We start from the raw sequence: 23,961 nt of genomic DNA on the forward strand, positions 1-23,961 counted from the left end.
AGGAGCTCGTGCGGAGTCATCCCTCCGGACCCCTCGGGCCTCAGATCGTGATCGAGCTGCCCGTGCGCGCGGACTCCAGCGCGGCCTCGACGACTGCGAGCGTGCGCAAGCCCTGGGCCATCGTCACCACGTCGCTGTCGGCTCCCAGGACCGCGTCGCGGAACGCCTCGTGCTCGACGCGCAGGGGTTCCCGCTTCGCGAAGGCGTAGCGGGTGACGTCGCCCTCGGACACGCCACGGAACGTCGACACGGACTCCCACTCCAGCGGAATGGTGCCATTCGCGTAGAACGTGAGATCGCCGGTCGAGGTGTCGGCGACGAACGCGCCCTTCTCGCCTGTGACCACGGTCAACCGCTCCTTCATGGGCGAGAGCCAATTGACGATGTTATTCACGATGACACCCGACATGGTGCGCCCGGTGATCGTGATCATGTCCTCATGCTCTCTGCCGCTCTTGAACGCCGTCTGCGCGAACACGCGTTCGTAGTCGGACTGCACGACCCAGGCCGTGAGGTCGACGTCGTGCGAGGCGAGGTCCTTCGCCACTCCGACGTCGGCGATGCGGGACGGGAACGGCCCCTGCCGGCGCGTCGCCACCTGGTAGACCGCACCGAGCTCACCGGCCTCGATCCGACGGCGCAGCTCCTGCAGCGCGGGGTTGAAGCGCTCGATGTGACCGACCGCGCCGACCAGGCCCGCGCTCTCGAACGCGTCCACCATGCGCTGTCCGGCCTCGATGCTGTGCGCGATGGGCTTCTCCACCAGCGTGTGCACTCCGGCGGCGGCCAGTTTGAGCGCCGCGTCCTCGTGGAAACGCGTCGGCACGGCGACGACGGCGAGGTCGATGCCCGCATCGATGAGGGCTTCGATGTCGGGCAGGATGCTGAGGTCGCCGGCGACACCGTGCGGGTCTCCTCCGGGGTCGGCGATAGCGACCAGGTCGACGCCGTCCACCTCACGCAGGACGCGCGCGTGATGGCGTCCCATCATCCCAACGCCGAGCAGACCCGCCCGCAACACCATCAGGCGCCCGCTCCCGCGAGGGTGTTCACTGCGGTGACGATGCGATCGAGGTCGTCCTGCGACAGCGACGGGTGCACCGGCAGCGACACCACCTCGCGGGCGGCGCGCTCGGTCTCGGGCAGGTCCAGATCCGGTGCGTAGGGTGCGAGCGACGGCAGGCGGTGATTCGGTATCGGATAGTAGACGCCCGAGCCCACATTGTGCTCCGCCTTGAGAGCCGCGACGAAGCCGTCACGGTCCTCGGGGACGCGGATCGTGTACTGGTGGTAGACGTGCACGGCGCCCTCGGCGACCGGAGGCGTCATGACGCCTCGCAGCTCGGCATCCAGGAACGCGGCGTTCGCCTGGCGCTGAGCCGTCCACGCGTCGACCTTCGTCAGCTGCACACGCCCGATGGCGGCGTGGATGTCGGTCATACGGGCGTTGAAGCCGACGATCTCGTTCTCGTACTGACGCTCCATGCCCTGGTTGCGGAGCAGTTTCAGCATCCGGGCGATCTCGGCGTTCTCCGCCGTGACCATGCCACCTTCACCACTGGTCATGTTCTTCGTCGGGTAGAGGCTGAACATGGCGAACTGTCCGAACGTGCCGACAGGGCGGCCGTCCAGCGAAGCGCCGTGCGCCTGCGCGGCGTCTTCATACAGCGCGACACCGCGGTCAGCGGCCAGCGCCTCGAGCTCGCGCATGCGGGCCGGGTGCCCGTAAAGATGCACGGGCAGGATGCCCTTGGTGCTCGGGGTGATGGCGGCGGCGACGGCGGCCGGATCGAGGGAGAAGGTCTCCGGCTCGATGTCGACGAAGACCGGCGTGCCGCCGGTGAGTGCGACGGAGTTGCCGGTCGCGGCAAATGTGAACGACGGAACGATGACCTCATCGCCCGCACCGACGCCCGCAGCCAGCAGCCCGAGGTGCAGGCCGGCGGTGCCGCTGTTGACGGCGACGGACGGACGCCCCTGCACGAAGTGATCGGCGAACTCCGCCTCGAAGGCAGCGACCTCCGGCCCCTGGGCGACCATGCCGCTGCGGAGCACCCGGTCGACGGCCTCGCGCTCCTCGTCGCCGATGATCGGCTTCGCCGGGGGGATGAACTCGCTCACACTGCCTCCTTGGTCAGGGTTCCATCGTTCTCCGCATAGCGTTCGCCGCTCTGCGGGCAAATCCATACACCGGCCTCGGCACCGGCGGTCAACGGTACGCCGGACTCGCCGACCCAGCCGATCCGCTTGGCGGGCACACCCGCCACGAGTGCATACGCCGGGACGTCCTTGACGACCACCGCTCCCGCGGCGACCGTCGCCCACGCGCCGATGGTGACCGGGGCGACGCACGTCGCCCGGGCACCGATCGCCGCGCCCGTCTCGATCGTGACGCCGACGGGCTCCCAGTCGTGCGCGCTCTTGATCGAGCCGTCCGGGTTGATGGCCCGCGGATACGTGTCATTGGTGAGGACCACGGCCGGCCCGATGAAGACACCGTCGCCGAGCCGCGCCGGCTCGTAGACGAGCGCGTAGTTCTGCACCTTGCAGTTGTCGCCCATGACGACGCCGGTGCCGACGTAGGCCCCCCGCCCGATGATGCAGTTCTCGCCGAGCTGCGCCTGCTCCCGCACCTGTGCGAGATGCCAGATCGAGGAGCCGTCGCCGATGGAGGCATCCGAGGAGACATCAGCGGATTCGACGATCCGCACGCGGGATGATTCGGTCACAGCGCTCCTTGCATGATGCCAGGACGTGGCGGCACCACAGGCGATTCTACCGGCGTCGGCCGCGCAGACCGTCAAGCACGCTCCGCACGACATCGGCGGCCTTCCCACCGACCGTGCTCCAGGACACCGTGTCGACGGCCCATTGCGCTCGACGCGGACGCTCGCGCTCCGTCGTCCCGTCCTGTGCCTGGGCGACGAGTCGTCGCATCGCCTGCGCGACCTCGGAGACCGTGAAGTCGCTGGCCTCACCGAGACCCGCGGCCCGAACGACCTCGGCGCCCGTCTGCGCCCCCGCGAAGAGCACGGGGGTGCCGACGGCGGCCGCAGCGTACGTCTTCGTCGGTCGCGCGAAATCGTAGCCGATCCCGGGCACGATGCTCACGAGCGCACCCACCGCTCCCCTGATCCAGGACGCCGAGCCTGCAGGCGGCACGAGCCCACCGAAGTGCACGCGGCCGGGCACCAGCGTGTCCGCCAGCGCCTTCAGTTCCGCCTCCACGGATCCCTGGCCGAAGAACCGGATATCGACGTCGACGTCGTCCAGCTCGGCCAATGCGCGCACGAACACGTCGGGCTGCTGCCACTCCGACATCGTTCCCGTGTACACGAAGTACGGACGCTCGGCGGCGGCGGGTGACACATCGGGGCGGAACACATCCGTGTCGATGCCGTTGCCCACCTCGACGACGCGCTCGGGCAGCGCACCGACCGCGACCAGACGTTCGGCGACCTCCGCCGACACGGCGATCGACCGCGCGGAACGCCGGAGCACGAAGCGCTCGACCGCTGTCATCAGTCGCACCACCAGTCCTGGCGCCTCCGTCGAGGCCACGGCATCCGACCACACGTCCCCCGGGTAGTACACAACCGGTCGCCTGGTGAGCATGCCGGCGACGGCAGCCACCAACCCCGTGGTAGGTGGCGCCTCCGCGACGATAACGTCGGCACGGTTCACGAGCAGACGGAAGAACAGAGGGATATCGAACGACAGGTACTGCACGTACCCGCGGATCGCGCCGGAGCGGTCACGCAGCACGGGCATCCGTTTGATCCTGGCTGCGGTGTCCTCAGCGCGCGCGACGCTGCCGGCTGGCGGCCGGGTGGTGAGCACGGTCACGTCCGCGCTCGTCGTCATGGCCTGCACGAGCGCCTCCATCCGGAAGCTCGCGGCGGTCACCTCCGGGGTGTACAGCCGGGTCGCGACGATCACTCTGTTTCGTTTCGTCATCTCGTCCAACGGGCTCGGGGTTCACGGTGACCGGAAAGACACCTGACACAATGGAATCATGTCCCCGAGCGTCCCCTCACCTCGAACGCCCGATCGGCGAGCCTGGATCGTCATCCCCCTGTACAACGAAGCCAGCGTCATCGGCAGTGTGATCACCCAGTTGCGTCAGGAGTTCGCCCACGTCATCTGCGTCGACGACGGCTCCAGCGACGCTTCCGCACGGATCGCCACGGAGGCCGGAGCGATGCTCGTCCAGCACCCCGTCAACCTGGGTCAGGGTGCCGCACTGCAGACCGGCATCACCTACGCGCTCAGCCACTCGGAGTGCGAGTACATCGTCACCTTCGACGCCGATGGCCAGCACCGTATCGAAGATGCCCTCGGGATGCTCGAGCTAGCGCGTGCGGAGGACCTCGCGATCGTCTTCGGCTCGCGCTTCCTCGACGACCGGACCAACCCCGGCTGGATCAAGAAGGTCATGCTGAAGACCGCAGTGTGGGTGACGAACCTCACCACCAGTCTGAAGCTCACCGACGCGCACAACGGCCTCCGGGTGATCCGCCGCGACGCCGCCGAGCAGATCGATCTGAAGCAGGACCGCATGGCGCACGCCACAGAGATCGTGCTCGAGCTCGGCCGCACCGGCCTGCCCTGGCGGGAGTATCCGGTCGAGCTGCTCTACACCGACTACTCGAAAGCCAAAGGACAGAGTGTGCTGAACTCGGTCAACATCCTCGTCGATCTGGTGGTGAGGTGACCCATGTGGATCCAGTTCCTTCTCATCGCGGCGATCGTCGTGCTCGCCGCCTTCATGATGCGGCGCACCGGCGCCGACAGCCATCTGGCCATCCGCCGCATCCTGATGGGCCTGTTCGTTGTCGTCGCGGTGCTCTCGGTACTCTTCCCCCAGTGGCTCTCGTGGCTCGCTCAGCTCGTCGGCGTCGGACGCGGCACCGATCTCGTGCTGTACGGACTCATCGTGATGTTCCTCGCATTCGTATACACGCAGTATCGGCGAAACGCCCAACAGCAGCGTCAGCTGACACGACTCTCGCGCAAGATCGCTCTGCTGGAGGCCGAGGAACACGAGTCACGAGAGCACCCGGTCGAGGGCGATCGCCCCTGAGGTCTACGGGCAGCCGGTGACCTGATAGAGCGCAGCACTGTCGCCGACGCTGGCGACCTCGGTCAGGATCGGGGACCCGGCGAGGTCGTGCAGACCGTTGTACGTGACGTAGTGGTTCTCATAGAGCTGCCTGTCCCCGAAATCGAGCACGTGCGTGACCCCCAGGCGGTCGATCGATGAACAGACCTCGGTCGAGGCGGTGTTCAACGATCGAGCCAGCAGCAACGCGTCGGCGTCGTATCGCCCGGTGACGTGCGGGAACACGACGTCGTGGCCTGTGTATGCATAGAGCAGTGCCGCGCCGGTGAGCGGATCACCGAGCACGAGAGCGTCCGGTCCGAGCAGAGAGGATGCTTCGGCGAAGAGCTCGGCCTCGTCCGCGGAGAGCCCCTGCGAATGAGCGTCGAAGCGGAAACTCACATTGCGCATGTACCGCAGATCGTTGACCAGCGCGCTCAGGTGTGTGGCGGCGAGCAGCACACCGAGGACGACCACCGCAACAGCGCGCACGCTGCGCCTCTGCTTCCACTGTGTCCGGATCCAGCTCCAGACCACGGCTGCCCCGAGTGCTGCCAGCGGCACGCCCAGCACTCCGAGAAGCGCTGCCACACGAGTCGTGTCGTCGTACCAGATTCCCACCAACGCGCTTCGGAGCCCGAGAATCGAGAGCGAGGTCGACACGAGGAACAGGATGATCGCGACCCCATAACTCCCCAGGATCCACCATCGACGGCTCTTCGCGACGGTCCAGATCCCGACGAATGCCAGCGGTCCCACGAGCAGACCGGTCGCCCGACCGACGGGGCTGAGGAAGGCGACCTCGCCGAGGGCCGCGCCGAGGGTCGAGCCCGGGAGCCATTCGTGAGTCGTCACGTTGGCGAGTCTCCACACGGCAACCAGTGCCACCGTTGCGACGGCGACCGCGATCACGACGAGCACCCTCGTACGGGTGCTCCCCGCCTTCGCCACCCTCCAAGCGCCCCATACGGCGAACGGCACCAGCAGAGCGATCGCCCCGAGCAGCGCGGAAGGGTGGCCGAGGGCGGTCGCGCCCATCGCGGCGATGGCGGTCAGGACGAGACCGGTGCGCTGGCCCCACGTCAGGCCGGGACGGCAGGCCAGGACGACGAACGCGAGCAACAGCGGGATCTGAAGCGTCCCGATCAGGTTGGGATACAGCACTCCCCAGTTCAGGAAACCGAGGGGGAAGACGCTGAAGCCGAATGCGACCAGCGGAGCCCACGCCGCCGCGGCGCGATAGCGCGCGAAGAGAACGTTCGTCAGGGTGGCGAGGGCGACCGGCCACACGACGGCGATCGCGGCGATCGTCATGACGTTCGTCGCGGGGACGATTCCAGAGCTGAAGGGTACGACCAGAGAGACCAGCGCATGCCACAGGGTCGGGTAGAACGTGCTCGCGACGCCCGGCATCACCATGGTCATGTGGAACGGCGATGCATCGCCGTTCTCCATGACGAACTCGACGGCGTTGAGATGGAACAGGCCGTCGAAGAGCTGACTCGGATGTCCCGCACCCGACATGCCCACGATCAAGATCAGTATCCAGCCGAGTGCGCCGACGCCGACCCCCAGCCATACACTCCGGCCGGCACCCCCACCCAACGGCTGGACGGCCGATCGCCGGACGAACCAGAGCGCAGCGGCCACCACCATGATTGCTGCCGCCGCGATGAGCACGGGCAAAAGCGACCAGCGCAGACCGAGGACGGGTGCCAACAGCGTGGCCGCACCGACGCTCGCCAACGACAGGACGATCGCGCCTCCGAGAGCCGTCACGCCTCGGAGACGAAGCAGCAACGCGGAGGGAAGACCGGGGAGGGTCAGCAGCGCGCATGCGACGAGAAAGGCCGGGATCTGCCCGAGCCAGTCGGCGCTCACGCGTCCACCAGCGCGATGGCGCCCTCGAGCTCGCCGTCGTAGACGACCCTGCCCTTGCTGATGACCACGCCCCGCGTGCACAGCTGGCGGACCATCTCCATGTCGTGACTCACCACGACGAGGGTCTTGCCTGCAGCCACGAGCTCTTCGAACTTCTGTCGGCACTTCTCCCGGAACGGCACATCGCCGACCGAGAGGATCTCATCCATCAGGAGCACGTCCAATTCCACGTGGATCGCCACGGCGAACGCCAGGCGGAGGAACATCCCTGACGAATAATGCTTGACCTCCTGATCGATGAACTCCTCGATCTCACTGAACGCCACGATCTCGTCGTAGCGCTCCTCTATCTGGTGCTTCTTCATCCCGAGGATCGCAGCGTTCAAGAACACGTTCTCTCGGCCGGAGAGCTCGGGATGGAAACCCGCCCCGACCTCGATGAGCCCCGCCACGCGTCCTCGGGTGAGCACCTCACCGGCGTCCGGGTCCATGACGCCGGAAATCATCTTGAGCAGTGTCGACTTCCCCGAGCCGTTCATCCCGAGGATGGCGACCGACTCACCTTCCTGGATAACGAGGTCGACACCCTGGAGAGCCTCGAACGTCGACGTCAACTTCCGGCGCCGGATCCAGGACACCACGGTGTCCTTCAGCGAGAACGCATGGTTCAACGTGAACGTCTTGCGAACACCCTCGACGATGATGCTCGGACGGAGCGCGGTATCACTCATAGGTCCTGTGCGAACTTTCCTTCCAGGCGTCGGAACACGAGCTGCCCGAGCAGCAGCGCGCCGACGGCGATGAGCGCGGTCCACAGCGTATTCATGCCGAGGTCGGGCGGGATCGGGGTCAGCGCCTCACCGGCGTACCCGGCGGACTGGACGAGGTCTTGACTCGCGGGGCGCCAGAACGCGTAGTGGAAGAGTTCCACGCCCTGGGTGATCGGATTGAGCATGTAGGCCTCGACGAGCCAGGACGGCCAGCCCAGCTTGTCGACCACCGCTTCGTACACCATGGTCCAGGCATAGAGCACTGGCGACGCCCACGTCGCCAGCAGGAGAAGCAGTTCGACGATGTTCTCCGCGTCACGGAACCTCACGTTCACTGCTCCGAAGAAGAGACCGGTGCCGAGCGCGAAGACCATCACGATGAGCATTCCGGCGATCGCCGCGAGCACGCCGAGCACCGTCATGTGCGCGAATCCGCCCATGAGCGCGCACACCAGCAGGAGGAGCCCGACCTGAGGGAGAAAGTGCACGAAAGACACCAGCACCGCCGAGACCGCGAAGAGCTGCCTCGGCAGGAACACCTTCCGCACCAGCGCCGCATTCCCGACGATCGACCCCGTCGCGTTCTTGAACCCCTCGGAGAAGAGGTTGATGACGACGATGCCGGAGAAGAGGTACACGGCGTAGTTCGGGACACGGTCCAGGTTCATGAATATCCCGAGGACGACCCAGAAGACCAGGAACTGCGCCGCTGGGCGGACATACGACCACACCCAGCCCAGCACGGAGTTGCGGTACCGGGTCGTCACGCCGGTACGGACGAGGAGGCTCAGCAGATACCGCCAGCGCACCACATCGATCAGCCCGTGGCTCGTGCCGGGGGTGTCGAACTCGGTGCGTGGGATGGCAGCGAAGAGATCTCGGGTTTCAGTCACAGTCCACTCATTCGACGCACGGCGGCCTGTGCCGCGACTCCATCATTCTAGATCAGGCGGGTTCGGAGCTTCCTGCACGCGGACTGTCCTCCGAGTCGAGGCTTGCGGCCAGCCAGTCTCGGAAGTTCTGGACTGCGTGCGTTGCCCAGATGCTGTCGTCGACCCTCGCCGCCGTCCGATGCCCCACACTGCTGCGGATGCGATCTGCGATCTGTCGCGCGTCCTGCACCCGATCCCCGAACGCATCGCCGATTACTGCGGCCGCGAACGCACTGTCCCGCGGGATCACCTCGCACCCGAAGGCCCGGGCCTCGAACAGCACCGTGCTCGCCTCACCGACCACCACCGTCGTCTGCTTCAACGATTCGTAGACGTCCGGTTGCTCGTCAACCGTCACTCCCGGGTGCGCAGAGAGCCGCGGGTACCTCCCCCCGGTCTCGTAGCGCTCGCCCGGATGCGGACGGAAGACGACCGACCAGCTGTCATCGAGCAGCCCCCGCAGCTCGATGACGAGCGCATCGGTCCGCTCAGGGTCCGTGCGAGAGGAGACCACGAGGACCTGCGGGCGTCGGGACGCCGGCGCGGATGCGGCCTGCCGCTCGAGATGCGGCTTTCCGATCGCCGTCACCCGCCCGGGATGACGGATCGAGTCGGACCAGAAATCGCCGAACGTCAGCACCTCGTCCGGCAGCGCTCGGCGGAGCGCAGGCTCCCGGAACAACCGCCCGTAGTTGTATGCGGCGTGGGACGGGCCGATCCAGCCGTGTTGCGGCTCGGCGACGTACGCGCCCGCGTCTTTGAACAATCCCACCGATTCGCCGTGATACGTGTACGAGCCGTTGTCGAAGAGGACGACGCGCGGACGGACCCTGTCGATCAGGCGGCGAAGTTCGTCGAGCTGCGGTCGGCGATAGTTCTCATCCCGGACCGCGCGTTGCGCGATCTTCGCGAACGCACCGGGCTCTTGCCCCAGCCGTCGGGCGAAATCGGCGAGCAGCGACTCTATCGACCGCCCTACCGCATCGGACGGATGCGCGCCGCGCACCCGCATGGTCACCCGCGCGTTCGCGGCATCCATGGTCAGCGTCGGACGGAACGACGGCCGTCCCAGAGGGGACGGCAGAGGTTGCTGCTGCACCACCACCGCATCCCCGGCCGCCCCGGCGAAATCGTCGACGAGCCAGTTCAGCGCTGTGCCGTCCGAGGCGGCCAGCGTGCCGCCTCCGACGTAGAAGCAGACATCGTGGCGTCGAGCGCGCCGCGGCGCATCCCAGCGGTCCGGAAGCTGGGCCCTCGCGATGCGCCGGGCCTGCTTCCATCGGTTCCACGTACCGGGTGTCACATCGACACTGCCGGTCTGCTGTGCGGAGAGCGCCCAGGCCACCCGCATGCGGACCTGGGCCCAGAAGGGCACCGATGCTCCGGGCAGCGTCTCCCGCACTACGTCGGGGGCATCGTCCTCGAGGTCGAGCAACCGGCGTACCGCATCGGACGTCCGCGCGTCGAGGCTGCGCGAATCGGCGGTCACAGATCCTCCCGTTGCTCCATCAGCCACTCGACGATGCGGAAGTCGAACTCGCTGTCCACGTCGACGGAACGTTCAGCGGGCATCTCGTACAGGATGGTCGACGGCAGGAAGACGACCTGGTCCTCCACCAGCGCCTGCCGCTTCCACACGTAGATGGAGCCGTTCATGTCGAAGCACCGCGGCGCGTCCTGCCGCCGGAGCACCGCGTCGTCGGGCTGCTTGCTCACGGCGACGGTGCCGTCCGGCTGCTCCTCGACGAGGTTGAAGTACGGATTGCGCCGCGCTTCCGCACCCGTGATCAGTGACGCGGCCTCCGATTCCTCGAACATCCGCACGGCCGCGCGGATGTCGTCCAAGGTGCGGAGCGGACTGGTCGCGTCGAGGTCCACGCACACGTCGTAGGTCCTACCGGTGCGCTGCTCCGTGGTGCGCACGGCGTGGGCGATGGCGGGGACCTTGCCCGCCGTGTCGGTAGCCATCTCCGGGGGTCGGCGCACGACGCCCGTCGCGCCGTACTGCGGGGCGAGAGCAAGGATCTCCTCCGAGTCGCTGGAGACGACGACCTCGTCGAAGAGTCCTGTCGCCGCAGCTTGCGCCACCGAATGAGCGAACATCGGCCGCCCCGCGACCATGCGGAGGTTCTTCCCCGGGACTCCCTTCGAACCGGCGCGCACGGTGATCGTGCAGATCCTCATCTGGTTCTCCGTTCCCACGCCACCCTGGCGCGTTCGAGATCTTCCGGTCTGCCCACATCGATCCACTCTTCGCGGATCTCATAGGCGGCGACCGAACGATCGACCTCCATGAGGCGCGACAACAGCGTCGGCATGTCGCAGTACTCGTCCTGTTCGAGCAGTTGCAGGGCGTCCGGATCGAGAACATAGATCCCGGCGCTGACGAGCTCGCTGTGATACGGCTTCTCGGCGAGCCCGGTGACACGGTGGCCGTCACGACGGATGACGCCGTACGGGATCTCGAAGCCGTACTCGCGCGCTCCGATCGTGGCGGTCGCCCGCGCATCGCGATGGAAGCCGAGCATGCGCCGGAGATCGACGTCGGTGAGCAGGTCCGAGTTCATCACCACGAAGGGCGAGGTGATCTCGCCGCGCAGCTGGGCGATCGCGCCGGCTGTGCCGAGCGGCATCGGCTCGTGCAGGTACGTGACGTCCAACCCGTGCGCGCTGCCGTCGCCGAGATGCTCCTCGATGAGATGCCCGAGGTGGTTGACGGACACGTGCACGCGGCGGAACCCCTGACTGCGGAGCCTGCCGAGGATGATGTCGATCATCGGACTGTCGCCCAGGGGGACGAGAGGCTTCGGGATGTCCTTCGTGATCGGGTAGAGCCGCTGCCCCCGGCCGCCGGCCATGAGTACCACGGACGTCGGAAGCGGCGTGGCGATGCGCTCGCCCTCGCCGACGACGTCGACGATGCGCCCGTCGTCGACCACCGCGACGACGCGGATGCCGCGTCTCGCCTTCAGCTCGTCGACGGCGTCCTGAGTCGCCGTCGGAGGCACCGTGGCCGGGCTCGCGTTCATCACCCGGTCGACACGGTCCTCGAGCGATGCTCCGGCGAGGAGGCCACGACGGATGTCGCCGTCGCTCACCGCTCCGACCAGTCGCCCTCCGTCATCTTCGACGAAGACGACCTGGCGTCGGCTCCGGTCGAGTTGGGAGAGCGCGTCGCGGATGCTCGTCTCCGGGTGCACGGACAGGTCGGCGTTCGAGCTCATGCCGGTTCCCTTCTCTCGGATTCGATGACCCTGGCCGGCACGCCCGCGACCACAGCCCCCGCCGGGACGTCCCTGATCACGACGGCGCCGGCACCGATGACGCTCCCGGGTCCCAGCGTGAGTCCCTGGCTGACACGGGCACCGAGACCGACGTGGGCACCCTCGCCGATCCGGACACCGCCGGCGATCACCGCACCGGGAGAGACGTGCGCGTGGGCGTCCACCAGGACGTCGTGCTCGATGATCGCCCCGGAATTGATCAGCACGTTCTCCCCGATGACGGCCCCGCTGTTCACGAGCGCCGCGGCGAGCACCTGAACCCCCGCCGCCAGGCGGGCCCCCGGGTCGACGAAACCTCGAGGATGGACGATCTGCGCCGCCCGCAAACCGTATGCGACGGCCCGCTCATACAGAGCGCGCCGGGCCCGCGTCGACGCTGTCGAGCCCAGCCCGTTGACGAAGAGCACGTCATCCGCGCGGAGCGACGAGAGCAGGTCGTCGTCGCCGAGGTACGGACAGTCCTCGCCCAGATCTCCGGCCTCCGGCGCGAGATACCCGCGCACTCCGAGCCCCAGAGCGCGTGCGGCCGCCAGCACGGACTTCGCGTGTCCCCCGCCGCCCAGCAGGACCAGCTCACTCATCGATGAGCTCACCGCGTCGGTATGCCCGGGACGCCAAGCCGCCGACGACTTCCCAGAAGTCGAAGGAGGTGCGACCCGTCGCGGGGCGGAAGCACGCGAGGTCCTGCTCCCTGATCACGGCGCCGGAGGGGATGTCCCGCGCGGCCACCAGACTGCGCCGCACGACCGCGCGGTTCCCCTCCTCGACGCTCTGCGCCCGCTTCTCCGGCGATCCGAGCATCGCCGGCACGCGGCGGACCGCCGCGACGTAGTCGCGCAGGCCGTCGGGATCCAGCGAGGCCGCGTGATCAGGTCCCTCCGCGGCGACGTCGAATGTGAAGTGCTTCTCGAGGACGGTCGCGCCGAGCCCGACGGCGAGCACGGAGGCCAGCGAGCCGAGCGAATGATCGGAGTAGCCGACCCTGTGCCCGAACGTGCTCGCGATCGTCGGCATCGCTCTCAGGTTCAGGTGCTCGTCCGCTGCCGGGTACTCAGTCGTGCAGTGCAGGATCGTCACGTGCTCGTCGAACCGGATGCGCTCGTTCCGTGCCTCCCACGCCCTGGCGAGCGCGCTCTCGGTGAGGCGCTCCGAGGGCTCAAGCACACCGTGACGCTGCCCCAGTCCCGCGGCGAGGAAGCGCAGCGCCCTGGCGATCTCCTCCAGATCGGCCATCCCCGTGGACAGGATCACCGGCAGCCCGCTTCGGCCCGCTTTGACCAGGAGCGGGGCGAAGGTGAGATCACCCGACGCGATCTTCACGAGAGGGATGCCGAGCTCGTCGATGAGGAAGTCGAGACCGTCGAGATCGAAGGCCGTGGACAGGAACCGGATTCCGCGCTCGTCACAGTGCGTCCGCAGGGCTCGGAACTCCTCACGGCTCAGCTCCAGCCCGCGGAGGAGGTCATGCTGGCTGCGCGCGTCTTGGTCGGACACCCGCTGATAGTCCGCGAGCTCTGCCGTCTCGAGCGCGAGCGCATCGGCGGAGAAGGTCTGGAACTTCACCGCGTCCGCCCCCGCGTCGGCGGCGAGGTCCACGAGCTCCTTGGCGACGTCGAGCGAACCGTTGTGGTTCACCCCCGCCTCTGCGATCACGAACACATCAGCGGCCATGGTCATCTCCCTGTTCGAGATCGTGGAAGGACTTCTTCGGCGGGCGGGGGATCTCCGCGTCTCGCAACGTCGCCGCCGTGCGGGCGGCGAAGCCCGGCCGACCGAACGGACTCTCCGGATCGGCGAGAGGCGGGGCGGCGAGCTGCCGGCGGATGGCGGCGGCGATCGCCGCGGCGGTGGGCTCTGGCACCTCCACGCTCGCGGCGATCGGTCGGCCCTTCTGGCGATCGCCGATCAGCACAGAGGGGGTCCCGAGGACCGGCGCCTCCAAGACGGTGCTGGACGAGTTCCCCGCGACGACGGCAGCCGCCCTCATGGCGCTGAGATAGCCGCGCTGTCCGAACGATTCGACATAGTCGACGCGCTCGGGGTGTTCGGACACGAAGCGCGCGATCCGTTCCCGGACCGCATCCGTGCCGATGTCCGAGTTTGACCCCGTGATGACGATGTGGAGCTCGTCCACCGCGAGCAATCCGTCGAGGAGCTCCTCGACGAGGTGCTCGGCCGGTGCCACGTCCATGATCGCCGGATGGAAGGTGACGAGCGCCGTCGGCTCGGGCAGCCGGATGCCGAACCGTTCCTCGACGTCACGGCGCGGCATCGGCTCGAAGGTCTCCAGGATGTCGACGATCGGCGCGCCGAAGAAGAAGACCCGTCGCGGGTCCTCCCCCAGCTGGATGACCCGCGTGCGGTGCTCAGGTGTCGAGGTGAAGTGCAGGTACGACATCTTGGTGATCGAGTGGCGGAGTGCGTCGTCCATCGCCCCCTCGGTGAGCTCCCCGCCATGGATGTGCGCGACCGGAACCGAGAGGATCGTCGCGGCCGTCGCGACGGCGTAGGCCTCCAGACGATCCCCCAGCACCACGACCACGTCGGGGCCGATATCCGCCAGCGCCCGCGCATACTCGGGCAGGGCGCGGCCGACGTCCGCGGCGGCGGCGAGAGCGCTATCGTCGCCCGACCAGATCGGAACCGCCGCGGCGACGGTGAACCCGTCCCGCTCGATCTCGGACACCGTCCTCCCGAAGGAATCCGTGAGATGAGTGCCCGTGACGATGATCCGCAGGTCGAGCTGCGGGTCGTCATCGATCGCCCGGAGCAATCCGCGCAGCAGCCCGTAGTCCGCACGGGTGCCGGTGACGACGGCGATCGTCCTCATGCCGCTGCCAGCGCCGGCGAACTCGGAATGCACACGACGGACGCGTGCAGGGCTTCAGCCACGGGCACCCGGGCGTGGGGCAGCTGACGATAGGGCGCCTGGGCGTGCAGCAGATTCCAGAACGGCCGGCACTGCAGGCCGGCGTCGTTGGTCGCCTCGAGGAACTCATCGCGGCGCGCGATGTCGCCGTCCACGCGAACCGCGCACAGCCAGTAGTTGCTCACGGTCCCCTCCGGCTCGTCGAGGAACTCGATGCCATCGACGTCGGCGAAGGCGGAGCGGTAGCGAGCCGCCAGCCGGCGTTTGTCGGCGAGGAAGCGAGGCAGGCGTTCGAGCTGCGCGACGCCGAGGGCGGCGTTGAGGTTGGGCATCCGGTAGTTGTACGCGACCTCGTCGTGCTCGAACTCCCAGCGGTGCGGCAGCTTCGCCGTCGTGGTGAGGTGGCGCGCCCTGTGGGCGAGCTCGTCGTCGTCGGTGAGGATCATCCCGCCGCCACCGGTCGTGAGGATCTTGTTCCCGTTGAAACTGAGAATGCCCATCCGGCCGAACCTGCCTGTGTGGACGCCGTCGACCCGGCTGCCGAGCGACTCGGCGGCATCCTCGACCACGGGAACGCCGTACTCGGTCGCGAGCGCGACGAGCTCGACGATGCGCATCGGGTGGCCGAGCGTGTGCATCGGCACGATGGCGGCGATGCGTCGTCCGGTGACGGCGTTCACCAGGCCCTCGGACGTGGATCGCGCGGAGCGGAGCACGTCCGAGACGGCATCGACAGACAACCCAGCGGACATCTCATCGCTGTCGACGAAGTACGGCTGGGCGCCCGCATGCGAGACCGCGTTCGCGGTGGCCACGAAGGACAGGGTCGGGACGATCACGTCGTCGCCCGCGCCGACTCCGACCAGTTCGAGCGCGACCTGCAAGGCCGACGTTCCGTTGGACACCGCGATCGCGTGACGGGCACCGGTGAACTCGGCGATGCCCCGCTCGAACTCGGTCACGAAAGCGCCGACACTCGAGACGAAGGTCGAGTCGAGGCATTCCTGCACCCGTACCTTCTCGACCTCGGTGATGTCGGGGACGTGCAGGCCGACGAAAGGCTCATCGCCCACCACGCGGCGGATCGTGCGGACGAAATCTGCGGGGGTGATCATACGACGTACGCGTCGGTGCGGTAGCGCGCCAGGTTGCCCGGGTCGGTGAACCACTCGGCGGTGGCGCGCAGGCCCTCGCGGAAGCCGTCCACACCGTCGTACCGGGGCGCCCACCCCAGGATCTCGCGCGCCTTCGCGTTGTCGGAGAAAAGCCGCTCCACCTCCGAGTTCGCCGGGCGCAGCCGCGCGGGATCCTCGGTGGCCACAGCATCGACGCCCATCACCTCGGCGATGAGATCGAACGTCTGCCCGATGGATACCTCGAAGCCGACACCGAGGTTGATCACCTCTCCGACGCCGGCGGTGCTGGTCAGCGCCGTCGTGAATCCGGCGACCGTGTCCGGGACATAGGTGAAGTCGCGGGTCGGAGTGAGTGCCCCGAGCTGGACCTCCCGCTTGCCGGCGGCGAGCTGGCTGATGATCGTGGGGATCACGGCGCGGGCGGACTGCCGCGGCCCGAAGGTGTTGAACGGGCGGATCGTCACCGCGGGGAGCCCGAACGACGAGTGGTACGCGTTCACCATCTGGTCCGCCGCGATTTTGGATGCGGAGTACGGCGACTGCCCCTGCAGCGGGTGCCCCTCATCCATCGGCACGTACCGGGCGGTGCCGTAGACCTCGCTGGTCGACGTGTGGATGAAGCGGCTCACGTCGGCGGCACGCGCTGCATTGAGCAGGTTGAGCGTGCCCTGGATGTTCGTCTGCACATACAGGTCAGGAGCCGCGTACGAGTAGGGGATGGCGATGAGCGCGGCGAGGTGCAGGACCGCATCACGGTCACTCACCGCCGACATCATCAGCGCAGGATCACGGACGTCACCAGGCAGGAACTCGATCTCTTGGGCGACCTCGTCCGCGATGCCATCGAGCCAACCGCGCGAGTCGAACGAGTTGTACAGCACCAGGGCTCGGACGTCGTGACCATCTCTGACGAGCTGCTCCGCGAGGTGCGATCCGATGAATCCGTCAGCTCCTGTGAGCAGTACCTTCATGCGTTCGAGTCTATCCGATCCCCGCGAACTGCCCGCGGCGACGGCCGCGCCTCAGCGATAGGCGACCGTCGCCGCCTTGCCTTTCACATAGCTGATCGAGCCGCCCTGGAACGCCTGCACACACGACGTCGCCGAGCACGTCTCCACACCCGCCGGCCACCCGAGCTTGCCACGCAACCATCCCGCCTTGCTGTACGCGGTCATGATCGTGTTCGACGACGCGAACGTCCCCGCCACCGACGAATGAACCCACCCACCGGAGAACTTCTGCGCCATACCGCCACCGTTCGGGTCCGCCACGAGCGAAGGTACGGGATCGACAGCTCCGCCGAGCGCGACCGGACTGCTGGCCGGATCAGCGCGAACCTTCGCGATGGCCGCGGCCGAGACACCCACCGCACTCGTCGGCTCAGCGGTGCCCGTGAACGAGAGGACACCCCCGGCGAACGCCTGGGTACACGAAGCGCCCGTGCATACCTCAGCGCTCACCGGCCATCCGAGTGAACCCCTCACCCAACCGGCCTTGCTATATCCCGACATCATCCGCGTCGAGGTCGCGAACGCACCCTTTGCAGAAGAGTGGATCCACCCACCCCGGAAGCTCTGCGCGACCCCGTCGCCGTTCGGATCCGTCACCTTGGACTCCGCACTCGTGGGCCATCCCAGCTTCCCCCGCAGCCACCCCGACGCGCTGTACTCCTTCATCGACGCGTTCGACGTCACGAACGCCCCGGCCGCCGACGCGTGAATCCACCCGTTCGCGAACTGACGGACGAGACCATTGCCCTGCGGATCCGACACCACCGTCAACTGCCCGACCGGCGCACCCAGCGCCCCCGAGCTGCCGCCCTGCGCCGCGAACACCACATCGATCGCGTCCGCCTCGACGCCCACCAGCGGAACCGCCGCCTTCCCCTTCTGATAACCGATCGAGCCGCCCTGGAACGCCTGCACACACGACGTCGCCGAGCACGTCTCCACACCCGCCGGCCACCCGAGCTTGCCACGCAACCATCCCGCCTTGCTGTACGCGGTCATGATCGTGTTCGACGACGCGAACGTCCCCGCCACCGACGAATGAACCCACCCACCGGAGAACTTCTGCGCCATACCGCCACCGTTCGGGTCCGCCACGAGCGAAGGTACGGGATCGACAGCTCCGCCGAGCGCGACCGGACTGCTGGCCGGATCAGCGCGAACCTTCGCGATGGCCGCGGCCGAGACACCCACCGCACTCGTCGGCTCAGCGGTGCCCGTGAACGAGAGGACACCCCCGGCGAACGCCTGGGTACACGAAGCGCCCGTGCATACCTCAGCGCTCACCGGCCATCCGAGTGAACCCCTCACCCAACCGGCCTTGCTATATCCCGACATCATCCGCGTCGAGGTCGCGAACGCACCCTTTGCAGAAGAGTGGATCCACCCACCCCGGAAGCTCTGCGCGACCCCGTCGCCGTTCGGATCCGTCACCTTGGACTCCGCACTCGTGGGCCATCCCAGCTTCCCCCGCAGCCACCCCGACGCGCTGTACTCCTTCATCGACGCGTTCGACGTCACGAACGCCCCGGCCGCCGACGCGTGAATCCACCCGTTCGCGAACTGACGGACGAGACCATTGCCCTGCGGATCCGACACCACCGTCAACTGCCCGACCGGCGCACCCAGCGCCCCCGAGCTGCCGCCCTGCGCCGCGAACACCACATCGATCGCGTCCGCCTCGACGCCCACCAGCGGAACCGCCGCCTTCCCCTTCTGATAACCGATCGAGCCGCCCTGGAACGCCTGCACACACGACGTCGCCGAGCACGTCTCCACACCCGCCGGCCACCCGAGCTTGCCACGCAACCATCCCGCCTTGCTGTACGCGGTCATGATCGTGTTCGACGACGCGAACGTCCCCGCCACCGACGAATGAACCCACCCGGCGTCGAACTGCTGCGCGGTCCCGTTGCCGTTCGGGTCCGTGACAGCCGTGGGCGTGGTCTTCGGGTATCCGAGCTTTCCCCCGAGACCGCCCTGAGCCGTGTACTCCTTATACACCTCACCGTAGACCTGTCGCGCGCCGAGCGCCTTCGTCCAGGTGATGATGCCGTTGACGTACGTCACGGTGCACCGCGCGGTCGTTGCCGTACAGGCCGGAGTCGTCTTCGCGGCGCCGAGAACGCCGGTCGCCCCGCCGAGCGAGGTGTGCAGGCGACGGATGTCGCCGAGCGGGTCCACCACCGGCTTCTGGGTCGAGCCGAACCAGTCCGTGAAGTAGTTGTAGAAGTTCCGGTTACCGTACGCGGAGCACCCGTCACCCTTTCCGTAGCCGGCCCGCAGCGCTGCGGCGTTCGGCTGGTACGGCGTGTAGTAGTACAGCGCGGACGTCGCCTTGTTCGCGACGTAGACCGGCGAGGATCCGCAGGAGCTGTTGGGGTTGTAGAGGATGTTCCAGGTGCGCCCCGGCGCGTACCACTGGAACCACTTGCCCTCCATGTAGATCTGCATCTGGCGCGCGGCACCGTAGATCTGGTGGAAGAAGCCGATGTAGTTCGGGTCGCACGGCGCGGTGTCCGGGCAGCCCTGCCCGAGCGCGATCCGGTACCGCCAGGCGCTCGGCCAGGTGTGGGTCACGAGCCCCTGCTCCTTCTGGAGCATGACGATGAGCACCTGCGGGTTGATGTTGCAGGCCTGGGCCACGCGATAGATGATGCGCGCAGCGGACTCGTTCGCAGCACCGGAGTATCCGCTGCAGTACTGGTCCCCCGGACGGGTGACCGTGTTCATGCGGAAGTCCTTGAGACAGACGATCGGCTCGTTGTTCTCGTCCCGTCCGCCGAGGCAGCGGGAGACCTTGCTGTTGAAGAAGGTCTGGATCTGCGCTTCGGTCATCGTGCTCTTGTTGGTGAACACGGCGTCGCTGATGATGTTGCCCGGCGTGAACCCGACCAGAGTGGTCTTGGCCAGCCCGGTCTGCGCGGGATCGGCGGCGGTACGCGCGACGGTCGGTGCGACGGAGGTCGCGGCGGAGGCGGCGGTGGCGGGGACCACCGTGCCGATCACCAGGGCGGAGGCAGCGAGGAAACAGGTGAGAAGGCGGGTGACCTTCGTGGTGTTTCGAGAGCGTGGGGCACGTCGAGACATGTGACCAGTGTGACGGAAGTTGCGGGATGATGCCACTGTTGCCACAGAAATGCGATCAGCTCTCGGCGTGTCGCGCCGATGCGAAGCTGGCGTTCAGGTGATCAGAGGTCCGCGTGCAGACTCCACACGCGCTCCGCCGAACTCGCCCAGGAGAACGCCCGCGACCGGTCGGCGGCGAGCACGCGCAGGCGCTCCCTCCTTGTCGTCGCCGCGTCCTCCACGGCCTCCGGCAGAGCACTCTCGCTGACCACCGCTCCCCCGTCGGCGAGGACGTCGTGATGACACCCGGACTCCACGGCGACCACGGGGACGCCGAGCGACATCGCCTCCACGGCACGCCACGGCCATCCGGAGACGGCATCGGTCGACACGAAGACGCGCGCCCCGGCGACGACGGCGGCGCGATCCGAGACCTCGAGCGTCCCCCGGATGTGCGCGCGCCGCTCGGGCAGCCCGGCGGCGGCGGCGATCTCGGCGATTCGCGGTTCCGCCCCCTCGGCCGCTCCGATCACCACGGCGTCGAGGTTCGCCGCGACGGCGCCGCGGAAACCGGCGGCCAGCGCGTCCTCCGGCCCGGAGAGGACGAGGTAGTCCGCGGGGACACCGAGGTCGTCCCGACGCGAGGCGACGTCCGCGGGACGCCGGAGGTCCTGAGGTGGCGCGCCGGCGATCACGCGGATGCGGTCACCGAGCTTCGCGAGACCGGACAGGCGCTCCGCCATGGAGTGGGACGGAACGACCACGGCATCTGCGTGTTTCACGGCACGTCGGAGCATGCCTCGTTGCCAGGCGACGGCGCCGCGCGACAGCTGAGACGGCGCCTCCCAGGCCCGCAGGTCCCACAGCGTGACGGTGGTCTGATCGTTGTCGTGCACCCGGTCGTGGCGGACCAGTGGGGCGAGTAGCGTCGGCGCGTGGATGAGGCCGCCGCCGACGCCAGGGGCGATACCGAGTTGCCAGGACGCGGCGAGCTCGCGCCGTCCGACCGCGAGCGTGCGCACTTCTCCGATCCCGCGGAGCGGCACCTCTGCCCCCGAGGGCACGATCGCATCGACCGTGCAGTTCGGCGGCGCCGTCTGGACGAGCCCGGCGGCGAGATCTCGCGATGCCGCCGCCTGATCGGGGTCGACGACGTGCACGAGCTGATCCAGAACAACACGCAGTCGAGCACCCATGCGATCAGGCTAGCCGCGGGATGCCGACGACCCCGGGAGCGCATCACCTGTCCGCACCGCTACTCAGCGTTCCCACAGCATCGGGAGCGCGCCCGGCAGCTTCGCCGTGCTTGAATGCCAGGGTGAGCGATGGTCGCCTTCCCGTCCGCCGCCGATGGGTCGGGTGGACCGTCGGCCTCGTCCTCGTGCTCCTCGTCCTCGCACTGGGCTGGGTCACGGTGCGCGGCATCGGCGCGGTCGACAACCTGCAGCAGATCGCGAAGGCGACCAGTCAGCTCAAGCAGTCCATCGCCGACGGAGATCTCGACGGGGCGGCCCCGATCGCCGACCGCATCTCCCGCAACGCGGAGTCGGCCCGGTCGCTGACCGGGGACCCGGTCTGGCAGGCCTTCGGGGTGCTGCCCTGGATCGGGCCCAACTTCCGCGCGGTGAGCGATGTCGCCGAGATCGCCGACGACGTCTCCACGGACGCGCTCGGTCCGCTGCTCGACGTCGCCGCCGACGTCGACATCACGAGCCTCGGCTTCTCGGGCGGGGCGATCGACCTCGCCCCCTTCGCGACCGTCGAGAAGCCACTCGGCACCGCGAGCTCGGCCTTGGCTGCCGCGGAGGAGCGGGCGCGGCGCATCGATGCCGACGCCACCCTCCCCCCTCTGGCCGACGCCGTCCGGGAGATGCGCGGGGCCGTCACCCAGGCCGCGACGGCGGTCGGGGCGCTGCACGGCGCCTCGGTCCTGCTGCCGACCATGCTCGGCGGTGAGGGCCCGCGCACCTACGTGCTCGCGATGCAGAACAACGCCGAGCTGCGGTCGTCGGGCGGCATCATCGGATCGATCGCGCTCCTGCGCGCGGAGAACGGCAAGGTCACGCTGCAGCGGCAGGCGTCGACGCGCGACTTCCCCCCGCTGGACACGGCGCTCCCGCTCAGCGACAGCACCGTCGCGCTCTTCGAGGACCGCCCCGGCCGCTATCTGCAGAACATCACCAGCATCCCCGATTTCCGGGAGGCCGGGCAGACCATCGCCGCCCGGTGGGAAGGGCGGTACGGGGGAAAGGTCGACGGGGTGATCGCGGTGGACGCCGTGGTGGCCGCGCACCTCATGCGGGCCACCGGAGACCTGTCCTTCGGGCCGTTCACGGCGACCGCGGAGACCGTGACCGACCTGCTCCTCTCCGAGATCTACGCAGCGATCCCCGATCCCGCGGCTCAGGACGCGATCTTCGCTCAGGCCGCCGGCGGACTGTTCTCGGCTGCTCTGTCCCATGCCGAGCCGCAGGCCCTCGTCCGCGCGCTCGCCGACGCCGCCGGCGAAGGCCGCATCCGGATCTGGAGCGCGCATGAGGCGGAGGAGTCGCTCCTCGCCGCCAGCGCGCTCGGCGGCGCCATGCCGCAGGATGACGAGGACGCCGCGGTGGTCGGCGTCCTGATGAACGACGGCACCGGCGGGAAGATGGACTATTACACCCGCGCGTCCATCGCGACGGCGGTGGGCACCTGCGCAGGGGTGCCGACGACCCAGGTGCGCGTCACGTGGTCGAACACGGCCCCCGCCGACGCCGCCACCTCCCTGCCCCCGTACGTCACCGGCGACGGCGTGTACGGCGTGCCGGCCGGCAGCGTGCGCACTCTGATCGCCGTCTACGGTCCGGAAGGCGCCCTGCCGTCGCACATCGACCGGGACGGCTCGGAAGAGGGCGTGCAGACGACGACCATCGGCGATCGCTCCGTCGTGCAGCACGAGGTGCTCCTCGCCCCCGGCGCCTCCACGACGATCACCGTGGAGTTCCAGGGCGACGGCGCCGGAGCACGTCTCACCGAGGTCGAGCACACCCCGCTGATCGTGGGTCCGAAGCTGACCCGCGACACCCTGCAGTGCGGCTCGTGACAATCGCCGACGGATGAGGTACTGTCATCTCACTGGGGAATAACCGGGGTCCGTGAACCTGCCGTGGGGGCAGAGGATCTCGCGCAGTCGGACGCAGGGGTGTGTCCGGAGGCGATTCCGCGTGAAATTCTGGGGAGAAATCATGCTGAAGAAACTGGCTGCCATCAGCCTTACCGCTGGCGCGCTCATCTTGGCCGCGCCGACCGTCGCCTCTGCGGCACCGAGCGACTCCTACCCCTCGCCTCCGGGCGCGAAGGTGGGCGACGCGATCATCGACACCTGTGAGGTCTCGACCGTCGCCTTCGGCGCCGGGTACTTCGAGCCCTCGGAGACCGTCGGAGTGTCCGTCTCGGGACAGAACGCCGGCGCCGCCGCCATCTCGGGCAACACCGCCGCGTCCGACGGCAGCCTGAGGGTCACGTTCCGCCCGCCCTCCGACGGGCAGGGGGCCTACGCCCTCGACTTCGCCGGTTCTCGGGCATACACCGCCACGGTGACGGTCTCGCACGGGAACGCCGCCGCTTCCAGCTGCGACCACGACCCCGGCACCGCTGCTCCCGCCGGGACCGAGCTGCCGCTCACGGGCGGCACGGAGCTCGCCCTCACCGGCGGATCGGTGTCGCCGTGGATCGTCGGCGGCGCCGCAGTCGCTCTGGTCGCCGGTGGTGGCCTCGTCGCCGTCGGAGCCGCGCGCCGCAAGCGCGCCTGAGTCGCGCGCCGCACGCGCGCCTGAGCCAGGTCGCCGCCTTGTGCGGTGGCCGGCTGGACGACGGTGATCCCTCCCCCTCCGATCACCGTCGTCTGGCGAATCCGGTCATGCACCGGACGGC

Annotated in this window: 21 protein-coding genes; 4 read left to right on the top strand and 17 right to left on the bottom strand. The window is 68.4% G+C overall.

Annotated features, from left to right (window positions below):
• Positions 1 to 40: 40 nt before the first annotated feature.
• Genes AB1285_RS09350 through AB1285_RS09365 form a run of 4 tightly spaced genes read right to left on the bottom strand, consistent with a single transcriptional unit; the run spans position 41 to position 3,939 of the window.
• The gene (locus AB1285_RS09350; protein ID WP_187664128.1) at positions 41 to 1,027 is read right to left on the bottom strand and encodes a Gfo/Idh/MocA family protein; all 987 of its coding nucleotides are present in this window, start codon (positions 1,025 to 1,027) and stop codon (positions 41 to 43) included.
• The gene (locus tag AB1285_RS09355) at positions 1,024 to 2,121 is read right to left on the bottom strand and encodes a DegT/DnrJ/EryC1/StrS family aminotransferase (RefSeq protein ID WP_370428725.1); all 1,098 of its coding nucleotides are present in this window, start codon (positions 2,119 to 2,121) and stop codon (positions 1,024 to 1,026) included. Before AB1285_RS09355 ends, AB1285_RS09350 begins: the two co-directional genes overlap by 4 nt.
• The gene (locus AB1285_RS09360; RefSeq protein WP_232089213.1) at positions 2,118 to 2,729 is read right to left on the bottom strand and encodes an acyltransferase; all 612 of its coding nucleotides are present in this window, start codon (positions 2,727 to 2,729) and stop codon (positions 2,118 to 2,120) included. The genes AB1285_RS09355 and AB1285_RS09360 overlap by 4 nt, the downstream gene beginning before the upstream one ends.
• A gap of 46 nt (positions 2,730 to 2,775) precedes the next feature.
• The gene (locus AB1285_RS09365) at positions 2,776 to 3,939 is read right to left on the bottom strand and encodes a glycosyltransferase (RefSeq protein ID WP_187663702.1); all 1,164 of its coding nucleotides are present in this window, start codon (positions 3,937 to 3,939) and stop codon (positions 2,776 to 2,778) included.
• Positions 3,940 to 4,015: 76 nt separating this feature from the next.
• On the opposite strand from AB1285_RS09365, the gene AB1285_RS09370 reads away from it, so the two are divergent.
• Both AB1285_RS09370 and AB1285_RS09375 read left to right on the top strand, forming a co-directional pair.
• Positions 4,016 to 4,714, top strand: coding sequence for a glycosyltransferase family 2 protein (locus tag AB1285_RS09370; protein ID WP_187663701.1), 699 nt, complete (start codon positions 4,016 to 4,018; stop codon positions 4,712 to 4,714).
• A gap of 3 nt (positions 4,715 to 4,717) precedes the next feature.
• Complete coding sequence (locus AB1285_RS09375; protein ID WP_187663700.1) at positions 4,718 to 5,083, top strand: DUF2304 domain-containing protein; 366 nt, start codon at positions 4,718 to 4,720, stop codon at positions 5,081 to 5,083.
• A 3-nt stretch (positions 5,084 to 5,086) separates the two neighbouring features.
• Here AB1285_RS09375 and AB1285_RS09380 read toward each other — a convergent pair whose 3' ends face one another.
• The 13 genes from AB1285_RS09380 to AB1285_RS09440 all read right to left on the bottom strand — a co-directional run bounded on the left by AB1285_RS09380 (position 5,087) and on the right by AB1285_RS09440 (position 21,245).
• Positions 5,087 to 6,982 (bottom strand): DUF6541 family protein, encoded by a 1,896-nt coding sequence (locus AB1285_RS09380; protein ID WP_268776550.1) that lies wholly within the window; start codon positions 6,980 to 6,982, stop codon positions 5,087 to 5,089.
• Positions 6,979 to 7,713, bottom strand: coding sequence for an ABC transporter ATP-binding protein (locus tag AB1285_RS09385; RefSeq protein ID WP_187663698.1), 735 nt, complete (start codon positions 7,711 to 7,713; stop codon positions 6,979 to 6,981). The genes AB1285_RS09380 and AB1285_RS09385 overlap by 4 nt, the downstream gene beginning before the upstream one ends.
• Positions 7,710 to 8,645 (bottom strand): ABC transporter permease, encoded by a 936-nt coding sequence (locus AB1285_RS09390; protein WP_232089212.1) that lies wholly within the window; start codon positions 8,643 to 8,645, stop codon positions 7,710 to 7,712. The genes AB1285_RS09385 and AB1285_RS09390 overlap by 4 nt, the downstream gene beginning before the upstream one ends.
• A gap of 52 nt (positions 8,646 to 8,697) precedes the next feature.
• Positions 8,698 to 10,173, bottom strand: a complete 1,476-nt coding sequence (locus AB1285_RS09395; protein WP_370428724.1) for a hypothetical protein — start codon at positions 10,171 to 10,173, stop codon at positions 8,698 to 8,700.
• Positions 10,170 to 10,868, bottom strand: a complete 699-nt coding sequence (locus AB1285_RS09400) for a cytidylyltransferase domain-containing protein (RefSeq protein ID WP_268776552.1) — start codon at positions 10,866 to 10,868, stop codon at positions 10,170 to 10,172. The genes AB1285_RS09395 and AB1285_RS09400 overlap by 4 nt, the downstream gene beginning before the upstream one ends.
• A complete protein-coding gene (locus AB1285_RS09405) occupies positions 10,865 to 11,908 on the bottom strand; it encodes a nucleotidyltransferase family protein (protein ID WP_259953168.1) in 1,044 nt (347 codons plus the stop codon). Before AB1285_RS09405 ends, AB1285_RS09400 begins: the two co-directional genes overlap by 4 nt.
• Complete coding sequence (locus AB1285_RS09410) at positions 11,905 to 12,549, bottom strand: acetyltransferase (RefSeq protein ID WP_187663694.1); 645 nt, start codon at positions 12,547 to 12,549, stop codon at positions 11,905 to 11,907. The genes AB1285_RS09405 and AB1285_RS09410 overlap by 4 nt, the downstream gene beginning before the upstream one ends.
• Positions 12,542 to 13,639: an N-acetylneuraminate synthase gene (gene neuB, locus AB1285_RS09415; RefSeq protein ID WP_187663693.1), complete on the bottom strand. Its 1,098-nt coding sequence runs from the start codon at positions 13,637 to 13,639 to the stop codon at positions 12,542 to 12,544. The genes AB1285_RS09410 and neuB overlap by 8 nt, the downstream gene beginning before the upstream one ends.
• Positions 13,629 to 14,798 (bottom strand): UDP-N-acetylglucosamine 2-epimerase, encoded by a 1,170-nt coding sequence (gene neuC / locus AB1285_RS09420; protein WP_187663692.1) that lies wholly within the window; start codon positions 14,796 to 14,798, stop codon positions 13,629 to 13,631. The genes neuB and neuC overlap by 11 nt, the downstream gene beginning before the upstream one ends.
• Positions 14,795 to 15,952 carry a LegC family aminotransferase gene (locus tag AB1285_RS09425; RefSeq protein ID WP_187663691.1) on the bottom strand — a complete coding sequence of 386 codons (1,158 nt, stop codon included), beginning with the start codon at positions 15,950 to 15,952 and terminating at the stop codon, positions 14,795 to 14,797. Before AB1285_RS09425 ends, neuC begins: the two co-directional genes overlap by 4 nt.
• A complete protein-coding gene (locus tag AB1285_RS09430) occupies positions 15,949 to 16,944 on the bottom strand; it encodes a GDP-mannose 4,6-dehydratase (RefSeq protein ID WP_187663690.1) in 996 nt (331 codons plus the stop codon). The genes AB1285_RS09425 and AB1285_RS09430 overlap by 4 nt, the downstream gene beginning before the upstream one ends.
• Positions 16,945 to 16,995: 51 nt before the next feature.
• A complete protein-coding gene (locus tag AB1285_RS09435) occupies positions 16,996 to 20,070 on the bottom strand; it encodes a hypothetical protein (RefSeq protein WP_259953167.1) in 3,075 nt (1,024 codons plus the stop codon).
• A 101-nt stretch (positions 20,071 to 20,171) separates the two neighbouring features.
• Positions 20,172 to 21,245 carry a glycosyltransferase gene (locus AB1285_RS09440; RefSeq protein WP_370428721.1) on the bottom strand — a complete coding sequence of 358 codons (1,074 nt, stop codon included), beginning with the start codon at positions 21,243 to 21,245 and terminating at the stop codon, positions 20,172 to 20,174.
• A 122-nt stretch (positions 21,246 to 21,367) separates the two neighbouring features.
• Here AB1285_RS09440 and AB1285_RS09445 point away from each other — a divergent pair, with 122 nt between their 5' ends.
• Both AB1285_RS09445 and AB1285_RS09450 read left to right on the top strand, forming a co-directional pair.
• Positions 21,368 to 23,131: a DUF4012 domain-containing protein gene (locus tag AB1285_RS09445; protein ID WP_187663686.1), complete on the top strand. Its 1,764-nt coding sequence runs from the start codon at positions 21,368 to 21,370 to the stop codon at positions 23,129 to 23,131.
• 142 nt (positions 23,132 to 23,273) lie between these two features.
• On the top strand, positions 23,274 to 23,840 hold the full coding sequence (locus tag AB1285_RS09450) for a hypothetical protein (RefSeq protein ID WP_187663685.1): 567 nt from the start codon (positions 23,274 to 23,276) through the stop codon (positions 23,838 to 23,840).
• Positions 23,841 to 23,961 lie beyond the last annotated feature (121 nt).

This window comes from Microbacterium sp. NRRL B-14842 (assembly GCF_050470785.1).

Excerpts from the sequence above, each read along its gene's own strand:
- AB1285_RS09370 (WP_187663701.1), top strand. The coding sequence starts at position 4,016 with ATGTCCCCGAGCGTCCCCTCACCTCGAACGCCCGATCGGCGAGCCTGG.
- AB1285_RS09375 (WP_187663700.1), top strand. The coding sequence starts at position 4,718 with ATGTGGATCCAGTTCCTTCTCATCGCGGCGATCGTCGTGCTCGCCGCC.
- AB1285_RS09385 (WP_187663698.1), bottom strand. The coding sequence starts at position 7,713 with ATGAGTGATACCGCGCTCCGTCCGAGCATCATCGTCGAGGGTGTTCGC.
- AB1285_RS09400 (WP_268776552.1), bottom strand. The coding sequence starts at position 10,868 with ATGAGGATCTGCACGATCACCGTGCGCGCCGGTTCGAAGGGAGTCCCG.
- AB1285_RS09405 (WP_259953168.1), bottom strand. The coding sequence starts at position 11,908 with ATGAGCTCGAACGCCGACCTGTCCGTGCACCCGGAGACGAGCATCCGC.
- AB1285_RS09410 (WP_187663694.1), bottom strand. The coding sequence starts at position 12,549 with ATGAGTGAGCTGGTCCTGCTGGGCGGCGGGGGACACGCGAAGTCCGTG.
- neuB (WP_187663693.1), bottom strand. The coding sequence starts at position 13,639 with ATGGCCGCTGATGTGTTCGTGATCGCAGAGGCGGGGGTGAACCACAAC.
- neuC (WP_187663692.1), bottom strand. The coding sequence starts at position 14,798 with ATGAGGACGATCGCCGTCGTCACCGGCACCCGTGCGGACTACGGGCTG.
- AB1285_RS09425 (WP_187663691.1), bottom strand. The coding sequence starts at position 15,952 with ATGATCACCCCCGCAGATTTCGTCCGCACGATCCGCCGCGTGGTGGGC.
- AB1285_RS09430 (WP_187663690.1), bottom strand. The coding sequence starts at position 16,944 with ATGAAGGTACTGCTCACAGGAGCTGACGGATTCATCGGATCGCACCTC.
- AB1285_RS09435 (WP_259953167.1), bottom strand. The coding sequence starts at position 20,070 with ATGTCTCGACGTGCCCCACGCTCTCGAAACACCACGAAGGTCACCCGC.
- AB1285_RS09440 (WP_370428721.1), bottom strand. The coding sequence starts at position 21,245 with ATGGGTGCTCGACTGCGTGTTGTTCTGGATCAGCTCGTGCACGTCGTC.
- AB1285_RS09450 (WP_187663685.1), top strand. The coding sequence starts at position 23,274 with ATGCTGAAGAAACTGGCTGCCATCAGCCTTACCGCTGGCGCGCTCATC.